This window comes from Lederbergia wuyishanensis, from assembly GCF_022900255.1.
GTDB classification, from domain to species: Bacteria; Bacillota; Bacilli; order Bacillales; family Bacillaceae_C; genus Lederbergia; species Lederbergia wuyishanensis.
In genome coordinates this window covers 92,574-110,367 of record NZ_JALIRM010000016.1, presented here as the reverse complement: position 1 = coordinate 110,367, position 17,794 = coordinate 92,574, and the positions used below count along the sequence as shown (strand labels likewise).

At 38.9% G+C, this 17,794-nt stretch carries 19 protein-coding genes, 1 rRNA gene and 1 other annotated feature; all 20 genes read left to right on the top strand.

Annotation, left to right across the window (positions count from 1 at the left end; genetic code table 11):
- The 20 genes from rrf to nusG all read left to right on the top strand — a co-directional run bounded on the left by rrf (nt 1) and on the right by nusG (nt 17,672).
- Nucleotides 1–116 (top strand): 5S ribosomal RNA (gene rrf, locus MT489_RS20145).
- Between the two features lie 59 nt (nt 117–175).
- Nucleotides 176–319 (top strand): hypothetical protein, encoded by a 144-nt coding sequence (locus MT489_RS20140; protein ID WP_244683350.1) that lies wholly within the window; start codon nt 176–178, stop codon nt 317–319.
- A 948-nt stretch (nt 320–1,267) separates the two neighbouring features.
- Nucleotides 1,268–1,729 carry a CtsR family transcriptional regulator gene (locus tag MT489_RS20135; protein WP_244683353.1) on the top strand — a complete coding sequence of 154 codons (462 nt, stop codon included), beginning with the start codon at nt 1,268–1,270 and terminating at the stop codon, nt 1,727–1,729.
- 16 nt (nt 1,730–1,745) lie between these two features.
- Nucleotides 1,746–2,291 (top strand): protein-arginine kinase activator protein McsA, encoded by a 546-nt coding sequence (mcsA, locus tag MT489_RS20130; RefSeq protein WP_244683349.1) that lies wholly within the window; start codon nt 1,746–1,748, stop codon nt 2,289–2,291.
- A complete protein-coding gene (gene mcsB, locus MT489_RS20125; RefSeq protein WP_244683348.1) occupies nt 2,288–3,361 on the top strand; it encodes a protein-arginine kinase McsB in 1,074 nt (357 codons plus the stop codon). The genes mcsA and mcsB overlap by 4 nt, the downstream gene beginning before the upstream one ends.
- A 12-nt stretch (nt 3,362–3,373) precedes the next feature.
- Nucleotides 3,374–5,806, top strand: a complete 2,433-nt coding sequence (gene clpC, locus MT489_RS20120; RefSeq protein WP_244683347.1) for an ATP-dependent protease ATP-binding subunit ClpC — start codon at nt 3,374–3,376, stop codon at nt 5,804–5,806.
- A gap of 351 nt (nt 5,807–6,157) precedes the next feature.
- On the top strand, nt 6,158–7,531 hold the full coding sequence (gene radA, locus MT489_RS20115; RefSeq protein WP_244683346.1) for a DNA repair protein RadA: 1,374 nt from the start codon (nt 6,158–6,160) through the stop codon (nt 7,529–7,531).
- A gap of 240 nt (nt 7,532–7,771) precedes the next feature.
- Complete coding sequence (locus MT489_RS20110) at nt 7,772–8,869, top strand: PIN/TRAM domain-containing protein (protein ID WP_244683345.1); 1,098 nt, start codon at nt 7,772–7,774, stop codon at nt 8,867–8,869.
- Between the two features lie 36 nt (nt 8,870–8,905).
- Nucleotides 8,906–9,595 carry a 2-C-methyl-D-erythritol 4-phosphate cytidylyltransferase gene (gene ispD, locus MT489_RS20105; RefSeq protein ID WP_244683344.1) on the top strand — a complete coding sequence of 230 codons (690 nt, stop codon included), beginning with the start codon at nt 8,906–8,908 and terminating at the stop codon, nt 9,593–9,595.
- Between the two features lie 46 nt (nt 9,596–9,641).
- Nucleotides 9,642–10,121 (top strand): 2-C-methyl-D-erythritol 2,4-cyclodiphosphate synthase, encoded by a 480-nt coding sequence (ispF, locus tag MT489_RS20100; RefSeq protein WP_244683343.1) that lies wholly within the window; start codon nt 9,642–9,644, stop codon nt 10,119–10,121.
- A gap of 131 nt (nt 10,122–10,252) precedes the next feature.
- A complete protein-coding gene (gltX, locus tag MT489_RS20095) occupies nt 10,253–11,704 on the top strand; it encodes a glutamate--tRNA ligase (RefSeq protein WP_244683342.1) in 1,452 nt (483 codons plus the stop codon).
- 40 nt (nt 11,705–11,744) lie between these two features.
- Nucleotides 11,745–11,981, top strand: a binding site (T-box leader).
- 99 nt (nt 11,982–12,080) lie between these two features.
- Entirely contained in the window at nt 12,081–12,746 is a 666-nt protein-coding gene (gene epsC / locus MT489_RS20090; protein WP_244683341.1) for a serine O-acetyltransferase EpsC, read from the top strand.
- A complete protein-coding gene (cysS, locus tag MT489_RS20085) occupies nt 12,736–14,133 on the top strand; it encodes a cysteine--tRNA ligase (protein ID WP_244683340.1) in 1,398 nt (465 codons plus the stop codon). The genes epsC and cysS overlap by 11 nt, the downstream gene beginning before the upstream one ends.
- A 5-nt stretch (nt 14,134–14,138) precedes the next feature.
- Nucleotides 14,139–14,561, top strand: coding sequence for a Mini-ribonuclease 3 (locus tag MT489_RS20080; protein WP_244683339.1), 423 nt, complete (start codon nt 14,139–14,141; stop codon nt 14,559–14,561).
- Nucleotides 14,558–15,301, top strand: coding sequence for a 23S rRNA (guanosine(2251)-2'-O)-methyltransferase RlmB (rlmB, locus tag MT489_RS20075; protein ID WP_244683338.1), 744 nt, complete (start codon nt 14,558–14,560; stop codon nt 15,299–15,301). The genes MT489_RS20080 and rlmB overlap by 4 nt, the downstream gene beginning before the upstream one ends.
- 4 nt (nt 15,302–15,305) lie before the next feature.
- A complete protein-coding gene (locus MT489_RS20070) occupies nt 15,306–15,815 on the top strand; it encodes an NYN domain-containing protein (protein ID WP_244683337.1) in 510 nt (169 codons plus the stop codon).
- Nucleotides 15,816–15,884: 69 nt separating this feature from the next.
- Nucleotides 15,885–16,535, top strand: a complete 651-nt coding sequence (gene sigH / locus MT489_RS20065) for an RNA polymerase sporulation sigma factor SigH (protein ID WP_244683336.1) — start codon at nt 15,885–15,887, stop codon at nt 16,533–16,535.
- 76 nt (nt 16,536–16,611) lie between these two features.
- Nucleotides 16,612–16,758, top strand: coding sequence for a 50S ribosomal protein L33 (gene rpmG / locus MT489_RS20060; RefSeq protein ID WP_244683335.1), 147 nt, complete (start codon nt 16,612–16,614; stop codon nt 16,756–16,758).
- A 43-nt stretch (nt 16,759–16,801) separates the two neighbouring features.
- Nucleotides 16,802–16,987: a preprotein translocase subunit SecE gene (gene secE, locus MT489_RS20055; protein WP_244683334.1), complete on the top strand. Its 186-nt coding sequence runs from the start codon at nt 16,802–16,804 to the stop codon at nt 16,985–16,987.
- Nucleotides 16,988–17,138: 151 nt separating this feature from the next.
- Complete coding sequence (nusG, locus tag MT489_RS20050; protein WP_244683333.1) at nt 17,139–17,672, top strand: transcription termination/antitermination protein NusG; 534 nt, start codon at nt 17,139–17,141, stop codon at nt 17,670–17,672.
- Nucleotides 17,673–17,794 lie beyond the last annotated feature (122 nt).

Sequence of the window (17,794 nt, the reverse complement as noted above, 5' to 3'; positions counted from 1 at the left end):
TCTGGTGGCGATGGCGAAGAGGTCACACCCGTTCCCATCCCGAACACGGAAGTTAAGCTCTTCAGCGCCGATGGTAGTAAGGGGCCTCCCCTTGCAAGAGCAGGACGTTGCCAGGCAACCAAAGACATCCCATTAGTGGATGTCTTTTTTGTTTTCCTAAAAAAATGCCGAAGGCATGGAAGTAAAGAACGAAATCAATGTAGGCAAGGATCAGGAGGACCAAGAAGATCAAGGAATCAAGGGAGAGAGACTCGGAATGGGCTATGCCCATGAGAATCGAACGAACGCGGATGACGAAGAGATTCGCCAGTCATCCTGATCCGCAGCCCGAACACGGAAGTTAAGCTCTCGCGCCGATGGTAGTAAGGGGCTTCCCCTTGCAAGAGCAGGACGTTGCCAGGCAACCAAAGACATCCCATTAGTGGATGTCTTTTTTGTTTTCCTAAAAAAAATGCCGAAGGCATGGAAGTAAAGAACGAAATCAATGTAGGCAAGGATCAGGAGGACCAAGAAGATCAAGGAATCAAGGGAGAGAGACTCGGAATGGGGCTATGCCCATGAGAATCGAACGAGCGCGGATGACGAAGAGATTCGCCGGTCATCCTGATCCGCAGCCCGAACACGGAAGTTAAGCTCTCGCGCCGATGGTAGTAAGGGGCTTCCCCTTGCAAGAGCAGGACGTTGCCAGGCAACCAAGGACATCCAAAATATTAGGTGTCTTTTTTGTTTTCCCCAAAAAATGCCGAAGGCATGGATCCCCATAAGTTCTAATGGATTCTGCTGATGAAGGTAATCAAAAAGCTTATTGATGCCCTAAGTAGTAAATATTTTGGTTTTGAATGTCACCAATTCAGTTATTGATGTCCTAAGACATTTAGAATTTGCTACTTAAGGAAACCAATCGTCGGATTGGTACCCTAAATCACATATAATTCACCTATAAAGGTCACCAATCGCCAATCTCGATGGTCTGCCCTCCCTCCCACTAATTCTACATTCAAAGTTCATCAAGCCGATTGAGCGTCACTTCCAAGCTTGACTAATCTTAATAATGAAATTCACCAATCCACTATGTGGAGAACATCACGGTCATTTTCATCAACTTTTCTAAATGAATTTTGAAAGAACCTATACAATTGGTTTCGTTTTTTTTCATGATGGATAAAATAATGTAGAGAATAGACAATTGCAATTTATACATATTCTCTAGTATAATTAAGTCAAATATAGTCAAAGTCAAGCGTCATTTCAAGGAGGTGGCTTGATGATGCGGAATATATCGGATGTTATTGAAAGTTATTTAAAAAAAGTGTTGGAGTTAAGTGATACAGAAATTGTTGAGATTAAAAGAAGTGAAATTGCAGATAAATTTCAATGTGTTCCTTCTCAAATTAACTACGTCATAAATACTCGCTTTACGATTGAAAGAGGATATATGGTTGAAAGTAAAAGAGGGGGAGGCGGTTATATCCGGATTACGAAGGTACGGACTCATACCAAAGCTCATCTAATTGATCAGCTGAAAGTGCTGGTAGGAAGAAAAATATCCCAGACCAATGCACAGGATATTATTTTTCGGCTTTTAGATGAAAGGGTTATAACCGAAAAAGAAGCAAAATTAATGTTAAGTGTAATAGACAGATCTGTCATATATCTTGATTTACCTGAACGGGATGAAATGAGAGCAAGATTATTGAAAGCAATGCTTCAGGCGATTAAATACGAATGAAGGCAAGGTGAAGGTGATGATATGCCAAGAATGTAAAGAAAGACCCGCAACGATGCATTTCACGAAAGTCGTGAATGGTGAAAAGACGACAATCCAACTTTGTGAAAAATGTGCCCAGGAAAAGGGCGAGTTATTTATGATAGATGGAGCCGGTGGTTTTTCAATAAACGACATACTTGCAGGACTCTTAAATTTAGATCCCACTTTTCAAAAGGCAAAATCCCAACCTTCTCCATCAGAAGAAATTGTTCAGTGTGAAGTATGTAAAATGACGTTTCAACAATTTATAAATATCGGCCGATTTGGCTGTGCTAATTGTTATAACGCATTTAAGGATCATATGGCGCCGATTCTAAGGAGGCTTCATAGCGGCAATATTAAGCATGGAGGAAAGGTTCCAAAAAGGATTGGGGGATCCATTCATATAAAGCAGAAGGTTCAATTACTAAAAGAAGAGCTTCGTTCATTGATTGCACAAGAAGAGTTTGAAAAAGCTGCTGAAATACGTGACCAAATCCGTTCCCTCGAAAATACGATGTTGAATGAGGAGGGGAGAGTATGAATCTCGAAAGATTTCTTAATAAAGCGGCTAGTTCATGGATGAGCGCAGAAGGTCCTGATTCTGATATAATTCTAAGTTCCCGAATACGCCTTGCAAGAAATTTTCGTAATTATAAATTCCCTACATTGTTTAGTAATGAAGAGGCAAGGGAAATTATTAATCAGCTTAAAGGATTACTAAGTAACGGATTGTTTCAATCCTATGGAGTAATGGAACTTTTAGAAGTAGAAGACTTAAAATCATTACAAAAAAGGGTCTTTGTAGAAAAACATTTAATTAGTCCCCGCCTCGCAGAAAATGCTTCCCATGGTGCTGTTATATTATCCGAAAATGAAGATATTAGTATTATGGTTAATGAAGAAGACCATATTAGAATCCAGTGCTTATTTCCTGGGCTGCAAATCAATGAAGCTCTAAAAAGAGCCAATGAAATTGACGATTTGTTAGAGGGAAAAGTAGACTATGCTTTCGATGAGGACTTCGGCTATTTAACAAGTTGTCCAACAAATGTTGGTACTGGATTAAGGGCATCTGTCATGGTTCATTTACCCGCTCTAATTTTAACGAGACAAATGAACCGCATAATTCCTGCCATTAATCAGCTGGGTCTCGTTGTAAGAGGGATTTATGGTGAAGGAAGCGAAGCGCTGGGCAATATTTTTCAAATCTCAAATCAAATCACTCTTGGAAAATCTGAAGAAGACATTGTTGGAGATTTAACGAGTGTAGTACAACAGATTATTGCGCAAGAAAGATCAGCGAGAGAAGCTTTAGTAAAGACATCGAACATACAATTAGAGGATAGAGTATTTAGATCTTATGGAATCTTAGCAAACAGCCGCATAATTGAAACAAAAGAGGCTGCGGAATGTTTATCAGATGTAAGATTGGGCATAGATACAGGGTATATAAAACATTTATCAAGAAATATCCTCAACGAATTAATGATTTTAACACAGCCTGGATTCTTACAACAATTTGCTGGCGGTCCCCTCCGACCGGCTGAACGTGATATTAAAAGAGCAACCATTATTCGTGAGCGTTTAAAACTTGAAGAGAGAGAAAGTTAGGAGGAGAGTCGTATGATGTTTGGGCGTTTTACTGAGAGAGCACAAAAGGTATTGGCATTATCTCAAGAGGAAGCGGTTCGTCTTGGGCACAGCAGTATCGGCACGGAACATATTTTGCTTGGACTTGTTAGAGAAGGCGAAGGAATAGCAGCAAAAGCCTTGTATGGTCTCGCATTGGGGCCGGAAAAGATTCAAAAAGAAGTAGAGAATTTAATTGGTCGCGGTCAAGATACTTCGCAGAACATTCATTATACACCTAGGGCAAAAAAAGTAATTGAGCTTTCCATGGACGAAGCGAGAAAACTTGGTCATTCCTACGTCGGAACTGAGCATATTCTATTAGGATTAATTCGCGAAGGTGAAGGAGTAGCGGCCCGTGTTTTAACAAATCTGGGAGTAAGCTTGAATAAAGCACGTCAACAGGTTCTCCAGTTATTAGGAAGCAATGAAGCGAATAGCCATGGTGGTAGTTCATCAAGTGCTAGTACCCCAACATTAGACGGACTCGCCCGTGATTTAACTGCTATTGCTAGAGAAGGAAGCTTAGACCCTGTTATTGGCAGAAATAAAGAAATTCAAAGGGTTATCGAAGTATTAAGCAGGCGGACAAAAAATAATCCTGTATTAATTGGTGAGCCTGGTGTTGGTAAAACAGCGATTGCAGAAGGTTTAGCACAGCAAATAATTCAAAATGAAGTACCAGAGATTTTACGTGATAAACGAGTCATGACGCTAGATATGGGTACCGTTGTTGCGGGTACTAAATATCGTGGTGAATTTGAAGATCGCTTGAAAAAAGTAATGGATGAGATTCGCCAAGCGGGAAATATCATTCTATTTATTGATGAGCTTCATACGCTGATTGGTGCTGGAGGTGCGGAAGGTGCCATTGATGCTTCCAATATTTTAAAACCTTCCTTGGCACGTGGAGAACTTCAATGTATTGGTGCTACTACACTTGATGAGTATCGAAAATATATTGAAAAGGATGCGGCATTAGAACGTCGTTTCCAGCCAATTCAGGTTGATGAGCCGACAGTAGAAGAGTCCATTCAAATTTTAGAAGGATTACGCGATCGCTACGAGGCACATCACCGTGTTTCAATTACAGATGAGGCGATTGAGGCAGCTGTAAAATTGTCCGATCGTTATATATCTGATCGTTTTTTACCGGATAAAGCGATTGATTTAATTGATGAAGCAGGCTCAAAAGTCCGTCTTCGTTCTTATACAACTCCCCCAAACTTAAAAGAGCTTGAATTAAAGCTAGAGACGATTCGAAAAGAAAAAGATGCAGCTGTTCAAAGCCAGGAGTTTGAAAAAGCAGCCTCCCTTCGAGATTCAGAGCAACGTCTTCGTGAGGAGCTAGAGGAAACGAAAAAAACATGGAAAGAAAAACAAGGTCAAGAAAATAGCGAAGTTACAGTCGACGATATCGCCCATGTTGTATCTAGCTGGACTGGAATCCCAGTTTCTAAGCTAGCATCTACAGAAACCGAGAGGCTGCTTAACTTGGAAGAAATTTTACATTCTAGGGTCATTGGTCAGGAAGAAGCAGTAAAATCAGTAGCAAAAGCAGTTCGAAGAGCAAGGGCGGGTCTAAAAGATCCAAAAAGGCCAATTGGTTCATTTATCTTCCTAGGTCCTACTGGGGTTGGTAAAACTGAGCTTGCAAGAGCTCTAGCAGAAGCGATGTTTGGTGATGAAGATGCGATGATCCGCATTGATATGTCCGAGTACATGGAGAAGCATTCAACATCTAGACTTGTTGGTTCGCCTCCAGGTTATGTAGGCTTTGAAGAAGGCGGGCAATTAACTGAAAAAGTACGAAGGAAACCATATTCCGTTATTTTGCTTGATGAAATTGAGAAAGCACACCCTGATGTATTCAACATTTTATTGCAAGTCTTAGAAGATGGCCGTTTAACGGATTCAAAAGGAAGAACGGTAGATTTTAGAAATACAGTATTAATTTTAACCTCAAACGTTGGGGCAGAATCTCTAAAACGTAATAAATATGTTGGTTTCAGTATTCAAGATGGGGAACAGGATTATAAAGATATGAAAAGTAAAGTAATGGAAGAATTGAAAAAAGCCTTCCGTCCTGAATTCCTTAACCGTATTGATGAAATTATCGTATTCCATGCTCTTGAAAAGCCACACTTGAAACAAATTGTTACACTTATGGCTGATCAATTAATGAATAGATTAAAAGAGCAGGAAATGGATTTAGAAATGACAGAGGCTGCTAAAGACAAAATCACGGAAGAAGGTTTTGATCCTGAATACGGAGCCCGTCCACTTAGAAGAGCCATTCAAAAGTTTATTGAAGATCGTTTATCAGAAGAATTGTTGAAAGGTAATATTGGTACCGGGCAGCACATTTTGATCGATGTAGAAAATGGAGAATTTACAGTAAAATCAACTGAAAAATCCATGTCATAATTGACATCTTTAAGCATTTTTTGCTGAATCAAAAAACCTGGGTACACTGTTTATAGGTGTACCCTGTTTGTTTCTTAAAACGGTATATTTAACCAAAGGTGCTTCTGCAATTTTTATGTCTAGCTACAACGCCTATCGACTAGCAAACTTCTTGTCCTTTTCTTTTGCGTAAGTCAACATTGATTCGTCCTGACGGACTCATCGTGTTTCCTTTATCTCAGTCAAAGGCCGAAGAAGGAACGTCGACTTAAACTCCGCCACGTCCTGTGGCGACGTCGACGGACCCACATCCTGTGGGCCTGTACGGCGATTAGCAGGCACTTTCGCATTTCTATATCAAAGGAGAAAAAGATGGCAAAGAAAAAAACAAAATTTATGTGTCAATCATGTGGGTATGAATCGGCCAAATGGATGGGAAGGTGTCCTGGCTGCGGGGAATGGAATCAAATGGTGGAAGAAGTAGATATAATCGGGAAACAACCGAGACGATCATTTCAACATACCTCTTCTGAAGAACTTTCCAAAGCATCTCCTATTACTTCCATTGAAACTAAAAATGAACCACGCGTAACAACACAGCTAAAAGAATTAAATAGGGTACTCGGTGGAGGAGTTGTTCCGGGATCTCTTATATTAATCGGCGGGGATCCTGGAATTGGTAAATCCACTTTACTCTTGCAAGTTTCTGCACAGCTTGCTCTAGTAAATCCAAAAGTCCTCTATATTTCTGGAGAAGAATCGGTCAAGCAAACTAAACTAAGAGCTGATCGCCTTAATGTTTCGTCCCCAGATTTGTATATATACGCAGAAACAAATTTAGAATTGATTCACCAAACAATTGAAAATTTATCTCCACAATTTGTAGTGATAGACTCCATTCAAACCGTCTATCATCCTGAAGTCACATCCGCTCCAGGGAGTGTTTCCCAGGTTCGAGAATGTACCGCAGAACTCATGCGCATCGCCAAAACGAAAGGGATCGCTATTTTTATTGTTGGCCATGTAACAAAAGAAGGTTCGATAGCAGGGCCGCGTTTATTAGAACATATGGTAGATACTGTACTTTATTTTGAAGGGGAACGACATCATACTTATCGAATCTTAAGAGCGGTAAAAAACCGTTTCGGCTCTACAAATGAGATGGGAATTTTTGAAATGAAAGAATCTGGTCTTGAAGAAGTAGAGAATCCATCTGAGATATTTCTGGAGGAGCGATCAAAAGGTACTTCGGGTTCCACAGTCGTAGCTTCTATGGAAGGGACACGCCCAGTATTAGTAGAAATTCAAGCTCTAATATCACCAACTAGCTTTGGAAATCCTAGGAGAATGGCTACTGGTATTGACCACAACCGAGTTTCATTAATTATGGCTGTGTTAGAAAAGCGAGTTGGTTTATTGTTACAAAACCAAGATGCTTATTTAAAAGTAGCAGGAGGAGTTAAGCTTGATGAGCCGGCAATTGACCTTGCTGTTGCATTAAGTATAGCTTCAAGTTTCCGCGATAAACAAACAAGAGCTACGGATTGCATTATTGGTGAAGTGGGATTAACAGGTGAAGTGCGTCGTGTATCTAGAATTGAACAACGTGTCCAGGAAGCTGCAAAGCTAGGATTCGAAAGGGTAATTATCCCTGCCAATAATATTGGAGGCTGGAAAGTCCCTGCCGGAATCGAGATTATTGGAGTTAACACAGTAGGAGAAGCACTACAGCATGCATTTTCTTAAATTAATGTGTTTTTTAAAAAGATGTCTTTTTTCCTATGCTAAAATTGACATTATTATTTAAAATTGCTACCTTTTGGTGAAGGAGAATTTTTACAAATAATGTTATATTAAAATGAGAACTTATATTTTAAAGAGAACCCATAATATCTTTCAACTAGTATCAGTTCTTGATAATTTGCAAGCCCACGGTTTTAAAGTAAATAAATTGTTCATAATTAAAAGGAGGAGGTGAAGGAAGGTATGTTAAAAAGAATTGTGCAAGCATGTTTTTTATTGCTGGGTGGGACTTTAGGGATTTTTCTAATTCCTGAATTATTAAAATTGGTAAAGTTAGACAACGTAGCGTTAATTAATAATCCGTATATTACCGCTATCATAGGTGCAATTATTTTTTATTTATTAACTTTTTGGGCTGTTGATTTTATTGTCAATGGAGTAAAGTGGTTGGAAGATAGGATTGTTAAAGCTCCGATCACTGATATTTTATTTGGTAGTCTTGGTCTTATTTCCGGTTTGATTGTCGCATTTTTAGCAGGCTTGGCCATTAACCAAATGGAAATTCCTATTATCAATACGTACGTTCCAATATTGTTGACGTTATTGCTAGGGTACTTAGGATTCCAAGTAGGTTTTAAAAAGCGAGATGAACTTACGAGTCTTTTTTCTATTAATCGTAGCGGAAAGAAACGAGGAGTAGATGGTGTAGAAACGGAAAAAGAGACTGCCTCCAAACGGTTAAAAATACTAGATACTAGCGTTATTATTGATGGTAGGGTCGCTGACATTTGCCAAACTGGATTTTTGGATGGAGTCATAGTCATTCCTCAATTTGTTCTCGAGGAGCTGCAGCATATAGCAGATTCGTCTGACGCATTGAAGCGAAACAGGGGGAGACGGGGACTTGATATCCTTAATCGTATTCAAAAAGAAATAGATATACAAGTTGAGATGTACGAGATTGACTTTGATGATATTCAAGAGGTAGATAGCAAACTGATTAAACTGGCCAAGCTTACTGATGGTGTTGTCGTAACGAATGATTATAATTTAAATAAAGTATGCGAGTTTCAAAACGTTCAAGTATTAAATATTAATGACCTTGCTAATGCTGTAAAACCGGTTGTTCTTCCGGGCGAAGAATTAAATGTCCAAGTCATAAAAGACGGGAAAGAGTATAATCAAGGTGTCGCTTACCTAGACGATGGAACGATGATTGTCGTAGAAGAAGGTAGAAATTATATTGGTAAACGAATCGATGTTGTTGTGACAAGTGTCCTGCAAACTTCAGCTGGTAGGATGATTTTTGCAAAACCAAAGTTATTGGAAAAGGCATTATAGTATACATTCAACATGGTCAAGATAGGGGAAAATGCAATGAATTATCAAGTGATTATTCCAGCTGCGGGATCTGGTAAGAGAATGGGTGCAGGTTATAATAAATTATTGATGAATTTGGCAGGAAGACCCATTATACTTCATACACTTGATGTTTTTGAAAAAGATTCTAGTTGTAGTCGGATTATTCTAGTGATTCATTCGGATGACGATTCATTTTTTGCTGAAATCCAAAGTCACTATACGAAGATTCACATTGTTTATGGTGGTAGCGAGAGGCAATATAGTGTGTATAATGGATTGAAAGCTGCGGAGACAGAAGGAATTATTCTTGTTCATGATGGAGCACGTCCTTTTATTCGTCCTGAAACGATATCGCATCTTGTACAGTCAGCCAGTGAGTGTGGGGCGGCCATAGCGGCTGTTCCGGTCAAGGATACAATTAAAAAAGTTATAGATTTCGAAGTCATTGAAACGGTAGACCGATCCAGCTTGTGGCAGGTACAGACCCCACAAGCTTTTCGTTTTTCCGTGCTGCAGAGCGCACATGAGCAGGCACAAAAAGAACAATTTTTAGGGACAGATGAAGCATCGCTCGTAGAGAAAAACGGACACGTGGTAAAAATTGTCGAGAGTGATTATGATAACATTAAATTAACTACGCCAGAGGATCTCTACTTCGCAGAGGCTATCATAAATAAACGAAATCAAAAGTACGGATTAGATTAAAATATACATAAAACTTGTCCCTTAAAATTGAAAGGAGAATGTATGAATGTTTAGAATTGGACAAGGCTTTGATGTACATGAGTTTGCTGAAGGTCGACCATTAATAATAGGTGGAATTGAAATTCCTTATGAAAAAGGATTAATTGGACATTCGGATGCAGATGTACTTTTACATACAGTGGCAGATGCTTGTCTGGGAGCTATTGGGGAGGGTGATATCGGAAGGCACTTTCCTGATACAGACCCGGCTTTTAAAGATGCAGATTCAGCAAAGCTTTTAAGTCATGTTTGGAATCTTGTAAAAGAACGTGGGTATTCCCTTGTCAATATCGATTGTACAATTATGGCGCAGAAACCGAAAATGGCTCCTCATATTGATAACATGAGAGAGCGGATTGCAGAGCTTTTAGAGGCTGACACATCTCAAGTAAATGTAAAAGCCACAACAACCGAGCGTCTTGGCTTTGTGGGGCGTGAGGAAGGAATAGCTACGCAGGCGGTAATTTTAATAGAGAAAAAGATGTAGTCACATACATCCTACGAAAAGCGATTTTCTAAAGTGAAAATCAACTATATAAAGTTTATACTCAATAACTTTAATCATACTTTGAATTATTGTAAAATAGAAAGACCGTGATTTTGAATGGAGGCAAGAAAATGTCAAATGACGTTAGAGTGCGCTATGCTCCGAGTCCAACGGGCCATCTGCACATTGGAAATGCGCGTACAGCACTATTTAATTATTTGTTCGCACGCAATTTAGGTGGAACATTCCTTATAAGAATTGAAGATACAGATTTGAAACGAAATATTGAAGGCGGCGAAGAGAGTCAGCTCAAGTACTTAAAATGGCTCGGAATCGATTGGGATGAAAGTGTGGACAAGGACGGCGGTTATGGTCCATATCGACAATCCGAACGTGTTGCCATTTACAAAGAATATTATGATCAACTTTTAGATCGTGGACTAGCTTATAAATGTTACTGTACTGAAGAAGAATTAGAGAAGGAACGTGAAGCGCAAATCGCACGCAGCGAAATGCCTCGTTATTCTGGGAAATGTGCTCATCTTTCCAAAGAAGAGCAAGTGGCGCTTGAATCAGAAGGAAGAATTCCGAGCATCCGCTTTAAAGTTCCCGCTGGTAAGGTTTATGCATTTAAAGATATGGTTAAGGATGATGTTTCCTTTGAATCTGACGGTATCGGTGACTTTGTCATTGTAAAGAAAGATGGAATCCCAACATATAATTTTGCCGTTGCCATTGATGATTATTTAATGAAAATTAGTCATGTTCTGCGTGGAGACGATCATATTTCTAATACGCCAAAACAATTGATGATTTTTGAAGCATTTGATTGGGAACCTCCTACTTATGGGCATATGACACTAATTGTTAATGAAAGTCGAAAAAAATTGAGTAAACGTGATGAATCCATTATTCAATTTATTGAGCAATACGCTGAACTAGGGTATTTACCTGAAGCTTTATTTAATTTCATTGCCTTGCTTGGATGGTCTCCACAAGGTGAAGAGGAAATTTTTTCAAAAGAAGAATTCATTAATATTTTCGATGCAAATCGACTATCGAAATCTCCAGCATTATTCGATAAGCAAAAGCTTGCTTGGATGAATAATCAATATATGAAAAAGCTTGATTTAGACCAAGTTGTTGCTCTTGCACTTCCTCATCTTGTAAAAGCAGGACTTGTTAGTGAAGAGTTAAGTCAAGAAGAAGAAACATGGGCTAGAAGTTTAGTTGCCCTATATCAAGATCAAATGAGCTACGGAGCAGAAATCGTAGAGTTATCAAGTATGTTTTTTAAAGATGACCTTGAATACGACGAAGAGGCAAAAGCCGTTCTAGAAGAGGAGCAGGTGCCTGAAGTATTGAGTGCATTTTATGACGAAGTCGATGCCCTTTCACCTTTTGAAGCGGACGGTATTAAGCAAGCAATAAAAGCTGTCCAAAAATCGACAGGGCAAAAAGGGAAAAAATTATTTATGCCTATTCGTGTCGCAGTGACAGGACAAACTCATGGGCCAGAGCTTCCTAACGCAATCGAATTATTAGGAAAAGAAAAAATAAAAAGAAGACTAGAGCGTTTGTAGGGTTAACATTTAGATAAAAATGTAATATATTATGGTTATAATCAAAACGTTGAAGAGGAAAAGTAAAAAAATGAAGCTGATCAGAGAGGACCGCCACTGGCTGAGAGCGGGACCAGACATTCATTTTTTGAAGTGCACCTCTGAGTCCTCATCCGAACAGGAAAACTAAGTAGGTGCAGGCGGTAGTCTTGCCGTTATCAAGAAGGAGCTGGGGCACCCGCTTATTTATTTAAGCTATTGCCCAACCAGAGTGGAACCGCGCTAAAGCGTCTCTGATTTTATCAGAGGCGTTTTTATTTATATATATGGAATTTAAATCAGTTAAGTCTGTACCTTGGTACACACGCTTACGTTTTAAAAAGGGGGTGCCTAATTTATGTTTAAAAGAATGAAAGAAGATATAGAGACTGTATTCGATCAGGACCCTGCTGCACGAACGAGTTTGGAGGTCATCTTAACATACTCCGGATTGCATGCGATTTGGGCTCATCGGGTAGCACATCTTTTATACAAAAGGAAAATGTATTTTGCCGCGAGAATCATATCACAAATTAATCGTTTTTTTACTGGGATTGAGATTCATCCTGGTGCGGTCATCGGGCGACGTTTCTTCATAGACCATGGGATGGGGGTTGTGATTGGAGAAACGTGTGAAATCGGTAATAATGTGACTGTCTATCAGGGGGTAACCTTGGGTGGAACGGGAAAAGAAAAAGGTAAAAGGCATCCGACGATTGAAGATAATGCCCTTATTGCAACAGGTGCTAAGGTACTTGGAAATATCACAATTGGGAAAAATTCAAAAGTAGGAGCAGGGTCCGTTGTTTTGAAAGACGTGCCTCCTAATTCCACTGTTGTAGGAATACCAGGAAGAGTCGTCATCCGGGACGGAGTAAGAATTAAAGATTTAAATCATTGTGATTTACCTGATCCAATTTCAGATAAATGTACAGATATGGATAAAAAGATTTCACAATTACAAGAAGAAATCTCTCAATTGCGGAAGGAAATCTCGAAAGGAGTATCGATTGATGGCCATTAAAATTTATAATACTTTAACACGAAAGAAAGAAGATTTTATTCCTTTAGAAGAAGGAAAAGTAAAGATGTATGTATGTGGTCCGACCGTTTATAACTATATTCATATTGGAAATGCAAGGCCTCCTATAGTATTCGATACAGTTCGCCGTTACTTGGAATATCGAGGATATGATGTGAATTTCGTATCTAATTTTACAGATGTAGACGATAAGCTTATTAAAGCAGCAGCTGAACTTGGAACAGACGTACCGACAGTAGCGGAACGATTCATTGATGCATTTTATGAAGACGTATCGGCGCTTGGGTGCAAGAGAGCAGACCTTCATCCGCGTGTAACGGAAAATATGGATATCATCATCGAATTTATTGAAACTTTAATTGAAAAAGGTTTTGCTTATGAATCAAATGGAGATGTTTATTATAGAACAAGACGTTTCGACGAGTATGGTAAGCTTTCCCACCAATCGGTTGATGATTTAAAAATAGGAGCCCGAATTCAAGCTGGTGAAAAGAAAGAAGATGCTCTTGATTTCACACTATGGAAAGCGGCAAAGGAAGGAGAAATTTATTGGGATAGTCCGTGGGGCGAAGGAAGACCAGGCTGGCATATTGAGTGCTCTGCTATGGCTCGGAAATACTTGGGTGATACGATTGATATACATGCAGGCGGGCAAGATTTAACTTTTCCACATCATGAAAACGAAATTGCCCAATCAGAAGCATTGACTGGGAAAACATTCGCTCGATATTGGATGCATAATGGATATATTAACATCGATAATGAAAAAATGTCGAAGTCTCTTGGAAACTTTGTACTCGTTCACGATATTCTTAAATCTGTAGATCCTCAAGTATTAAGGTTCTTTATGTTAGCAGTCCATTACCGTAATCCGATCAACTTTACAGATGAATTGTTAAGAAATGCTGGATCGGGTCTTGAAAGATTAAAAACATCTTATCAAAATTTAAAACATCGTTTAGAGGTCAGTGCCAATTTAACAACGAACGATGATGAATGGCTGGACAAAATTTCAGATTTGAAGAATGATTTTATAAAAGAAATGGACGATGATTTCAATACAGCGGATGGAATCTCTATTTTATTTGAACTTGTGAAACAGGCAAATTACTATTTGATGGAAGAAAACACATCTGAGAATGTCATTGTATCTTTCATGAACACATTTGAAGAATTATTCTCTGTTCTAGGCTTACAATTGGAAACGTTGGATTTGCTTGACGAAGAAATTGATAACTTAATTCAAGAGCGATTGGAAGCAAGGAAAAATCGTAACTTCCAACGTGCTGACCAAATTCGCGATCAATTAAAAGAAATGAATATAATTCTTGAAGATACACCACAAGGGACAAGATGGAAACGGGGATAATCAATATGAACTTGCCTGGAAAAGAAGTAGACTACAAGCAATTAAATAGTTTAGCTCTCGCTTATATCGGTGACGCCGTTTATGATGTGTTTATTAGGCATTACCTTTTACTTAACGGTAAAACAAAACCACATCGGCTTCACCGAGAAGCGACCCGTTTTGTCTCGGCAAAAGCACAGTCACGAATATTAAAGCAAATGATTGAAGAAAACTTTTTAACTGAAGAGGAAATTGGTGTTATGAAGCGGGGAAGAAACGCAAAATCTGGGACAACCCCCAAAAACACTGACGTCATTACGTACCGCCATAGCACCGCTTTCGAAGCGGTGATTGGCTGGGTTTATTTAGCGAACGACCGTAATCGACTTAATGAAATAATCGATGAGGCAATTATGAAGATTGAAACCGGGGGAGTGGGAACAGCATGAGTCAGGAGTGGATTGCGGGGAAAAACCCCGTTATAGAAGCGTTGAAATCAGACCGGGATATTAATAAAATCTGGATTGCTGAAGGATCTCAAAAAGGACAAATGCAGGTAATAGTGAAACTTGCAAAAGAACGCAATGTTTTAGTTCAATACGTTCCAAAGCAAAAAATTGAGCAGAACACAAAGGAGAATCATCAAGGCGTCATTGCTCAGGTAGCAGCTTACCAATATGCTGAAATTGACGATTTATTTGCACATGCTTCCAAAAAGGGAGAAGATCCGTTTTTTCTTATTTTAGACGAGCTAGAAGATCCTCATAATTTAGGTTCTATATTGCGAACCGCAGATGCTGCAGGGGTGCATGGCATCATTATTCCGAAGCGAAGGGCAGTAGGTCTAACCGCTACAGTGGCAAAGCTATCAACAGGAGCAATTGAATATATCCCGGTGGCACGTGTTACGAATATTGCTAGAACTATTGATGAATTAAAAGAACGTGGTATTTGGGTATTTGGAACTGACGCAAAGGGTAGCCAAGATTACAGAAAGATGGACGCTACTATGCCGTTAGCTATCGTAATCGGAAGTGAGGGTAAAGGGATTGGACGATTAATCAGGGAAAAATGTGATTTCTTAATCCACTTGCCAATGTCAGGACATGTTACATCACTTAATGCTTCAGTAGCGGCTGCTTTACTTATGTATGAAGTTCATCGTAAACGGAATCCAATCGAGGGTTGACATAATGGATATCCTTATTGTCGATGGCTACAACATCATCGGTGCCTGGACCGAGCTGATTGAATTAAAGAAGAAGGATCTGGCAGCCGCGAGGGATCGGTTAATTGAAATAATGGCTGATTATCAAGGCTATACAGGATATAAGGTAATTGTCGTTTTTGATGCTTATGATGTGAAGGGAGTAGAAAAAAAATACCGAAAGCATAAAATTGATGTTATTTATACGAAAGCTGAAGAAACCGCAGATGAACGGATTGAAAAATTAGCCAGAGAATTGAGCAATATTCGAACGCAAATCCATGTTGCCACTTCAGATTACACGGAACAATGGGCCATTTTTGGACAAGGGGCCCTCAGAATTTCCGCCCGAGAACTATTGATTGAGGTTCAGGCGATTGATCGAAAGATAGATAAGCGGCTCGAAAAGACAAGAGAAAAACTTCCTGTATCAAAGATTCCATTAAGCGATGAAGTTGCAGCAATTTTCGAAAAATGGCGACGTGGTGAAAAATGACTAGTTGACGCTAGAAAAATTTGTCATGTATAATAGTATTTATCGATGGTTTTGAGGGTGGGGGATACGGTGATCTCAAATATCAGACTAGATGACGACATCAGATATGATTTATTAGAAGATGAAGAACTAATCGAACTGATTCAAGAAGGAGAAAGTGAAGCACTAGATTACCTCATTAAAAAATACCGCAATTTTGTAAGGGTGAAAGCCCGTTCGTATTTTTTAATCGGAGCAGATAAAGAAGATATTGTGCAAGAAGGCATGATAGGTTTATACAAAGCTATCCGAGATTTTAAAGAAGACAAGCTTTCATCATTTAAGGCTTTTGCTGAGCTTTGCATTACTAGACAAATTATCACTGCAATCAAAACAGCCACCCGACAAAAACACATCCCGCTAAATTCCTATGTTTCTTTGGACAAGCCAATATACGATGAAGAATCAGATCGTACATTAATGGATGTAATCTCCGGTGCAAAGATTCTCGATCCTGAGGAACTTCTAATTAATAGAGAAAAACTAAATAATATCGAAGAAAAAGTAATGGAATTATTGAGTGATTTGGAAAGAAAGGTGTTAGCGCTTTATTTAGATGGGCGATCATATCAAGAGATTTCCGATGAATTAGATCGTCACGTAAAGTCAATTGATAACGCTTTACAAAGGGTAAAAAGAAAGCTTGAGCGTTATTTGGAACTGCGAGAATTAAGCGTTTAATTTCCAAACCTTTTATTGACAGAAATAAACTTCCGTGATATTTTTTATTAGATAATTGGGAGAGCAGGTGCTGCAAGTGAAAAAGAAAGTTGCATTAGTCTGTGCAGTGTGTGGCTCGCGCAATTATATGACAGACAAGAATAAAGAAGACGCTACACGCCTGGAATTAAAGAAATTTTGCAGAAGTTGTAACGTTCATACAATTCACAAACAAACAAAATAGCATACATTCACACATAAGCAGCTATATACTTGGAGGTACGATCATGTCAAGCTTAACCCAATTTTTTCGCAATGTAAGCTCAGAGATGAGGAAAGTAAGTTGGCCAAGAAGAAAGGAACTTACCGGTTATACAATTACGGTTGTAGCAACTGTTACAATACTGGCATTATTTTTTGCAGGTGTTGACCTAGTCATCTCTAAAGCAATACGTTTTATTCTCGGAATGTAAATTCTTATTTTACCTCAGGACTTGTATAATATACAGTTCCTCATGGTATAATGAAAAATATAAATACAGAGTCTAGAGCCCGGTCAACGGGTTTTTTCATTTGGAGAAAATTTTAAGTATACAGGGAGGGAAGGACGAAGCGTCCTAATAAATGGAAAAGAACTGGTATGTTGTCCATACTTATTCCGGCTATGAAAATAAAGTCAAAGCGAATCTCGAAAAACGTGTTGAGTCCATGGGCATGCAAGATAAGATTTTCCGAGTAATCGTTCCTGAAGACGAAGAGACAGATTTCAAAAACGGGAAAAAGAAAGTTGTAAAAAGAAAAGTATTCCCAGGTTATGTCCTTGTCGAGATTATTATGACAGATGATTCATGGTATGTTGTGCGTAATACGCCAGGTGTAACAGGATTTGTCGGTTCTTCGGGATCAGGTTCAAAGCCAACACCATTGTTACCCGAAGAAATTTCATTCATTCTAAAGAGAATGGGATTAGAAGAAAAACGAATTGACGTGAAGTTTGAACCTGGTGAAACAGTGACGGTAAAAGAAGGGCCCTTTGCTAACTTTACTGGAAAAATTGAAGATATGGACCAAACAAAAGGAAAAGCAAGAGTTATGGTTAATATGTTTGGCCGTGAAACGCCTGTTGAATTGGATTTCACTCAAATTGAGAAAATATAATTTGAAACAACTTGAAATCTATTGTAAAAAGTGATAATATCTTCTAGGTCAGTATGCTTCCGAAAAGGAGAACTGATTAAACATTAATATCTAATATTTTGATATGTTGAGTGGGAGGGTGA

Bases quoted from the DNA above. Each gene is read 5' to 3' on its own strand.
- MT489_RS20140 (WP_244683350.1), top strand. From the start codon at position 176: ATGGAAGTAAAGAACGAAATCAATGTAGGCAAGGATCAGGAGGACCAA.
- MT489_RS20070 (WP_244683337.1), top strand. From the start codon at position 15,306: ATGGATATCCTTATTGTCGATGGCTACAACATCATCGGTGCCTGGACC.
- gltX (WP_244683342.1), top strand. From the start codon at position 10,253: ATGTCAAATGACGTTAGAGTGCGCTATGCTCCGAGTCCAACGGGCCAT.
- mcsA (WP_244683349.1), top strand. From the start codon at position 1,746: ATGATATGCCAAGAATGTAAAGAAAGACCCGCAACGATGCATTTCACG.
- radA (WP_244683346.1), top strand. From the start codon at position 6,158: ATGGCAAAGAAAAAAACAAAATTTATGTGTCAATCATGTGGGTATGAA.
- ispF (WP_244683343.1), top strand. From the start codon at position 9,642: ATGTTTAGAATTGGACAAGGCTTTGATGTACATGAGTTTGCTGAAGGT.
- MT489_RS20110 (WP_244683345.1), top strand. From the start codon at position 7,772: ATGTTAAAAAGAATTGTGCAAGCATGTTTTTTATTGCTGGGTGGGACT.
- mcsB (WP_244683348.1), top strand. From the start codon at position 2,288: ATGAATCTCGAAAGATTTCTTAATAAAGCGGCTAGTTCATGGATGAGC.
- ispD (WP_244683344.1), top strand. From the start codon at position 8,906: ATGAATTATCAAGTGATTATTCCAGCTGCGGGATCTGGTAAGAGAATG.
- epsC (WP_244683341.1), top strand. From the start codon at position 12,081: ATGTTTAAAAGAATGAAAGAAGATATAGAGACTGTATTCGATCAGGAC.
- MT489_RS20080 (WP_244683339.1), top strand. From the start codon at position 14,139: ATGAACTTGCCTGGAAAAGAAGTAGACTACAAGCAATTAAATAGTTTA.
- rlmB (WP_244683338.1), top strand. From the start codon at position 14,558: ATGAGTCAGGAGTGGATTGCGGGGAAAAACCCCGTTATAGAAGCGTTG.
- cysS (WP_244683340.1), top strand. From the start codon at position 12,736: ATGGCCATTAAAATTTATAATACTTTAACACGAAAGAAAGAAGATTTT.
- nusG (WP_244683333.1), top strand. From the start codon at position 17,139: ATGGAAAAGAACTGGTATGTTGTCCATACTTATTCCGGCTATGAAAAT.
- clpC (WP_244683347.1), top strand. From the start codon at position 3,374: ATGATGTTTGGGCGTTTTACTGAGAGAGCACAAAAGGTATTGGCATTA.
- MT489_RS20135 (WP_244683353.1), top strand. From the start codon at position 1,268: ATGCGGAATATATCGGATGTTATTGAAAGTTATTTAAAAAAAGTGTTG.
- secE (WP_244683334.1), top strand. From the start codon at position 16,802: ATGTCAAGCTTAACCCAATTTTTTCGCAATGTAAGCTCAGAGATGAGG.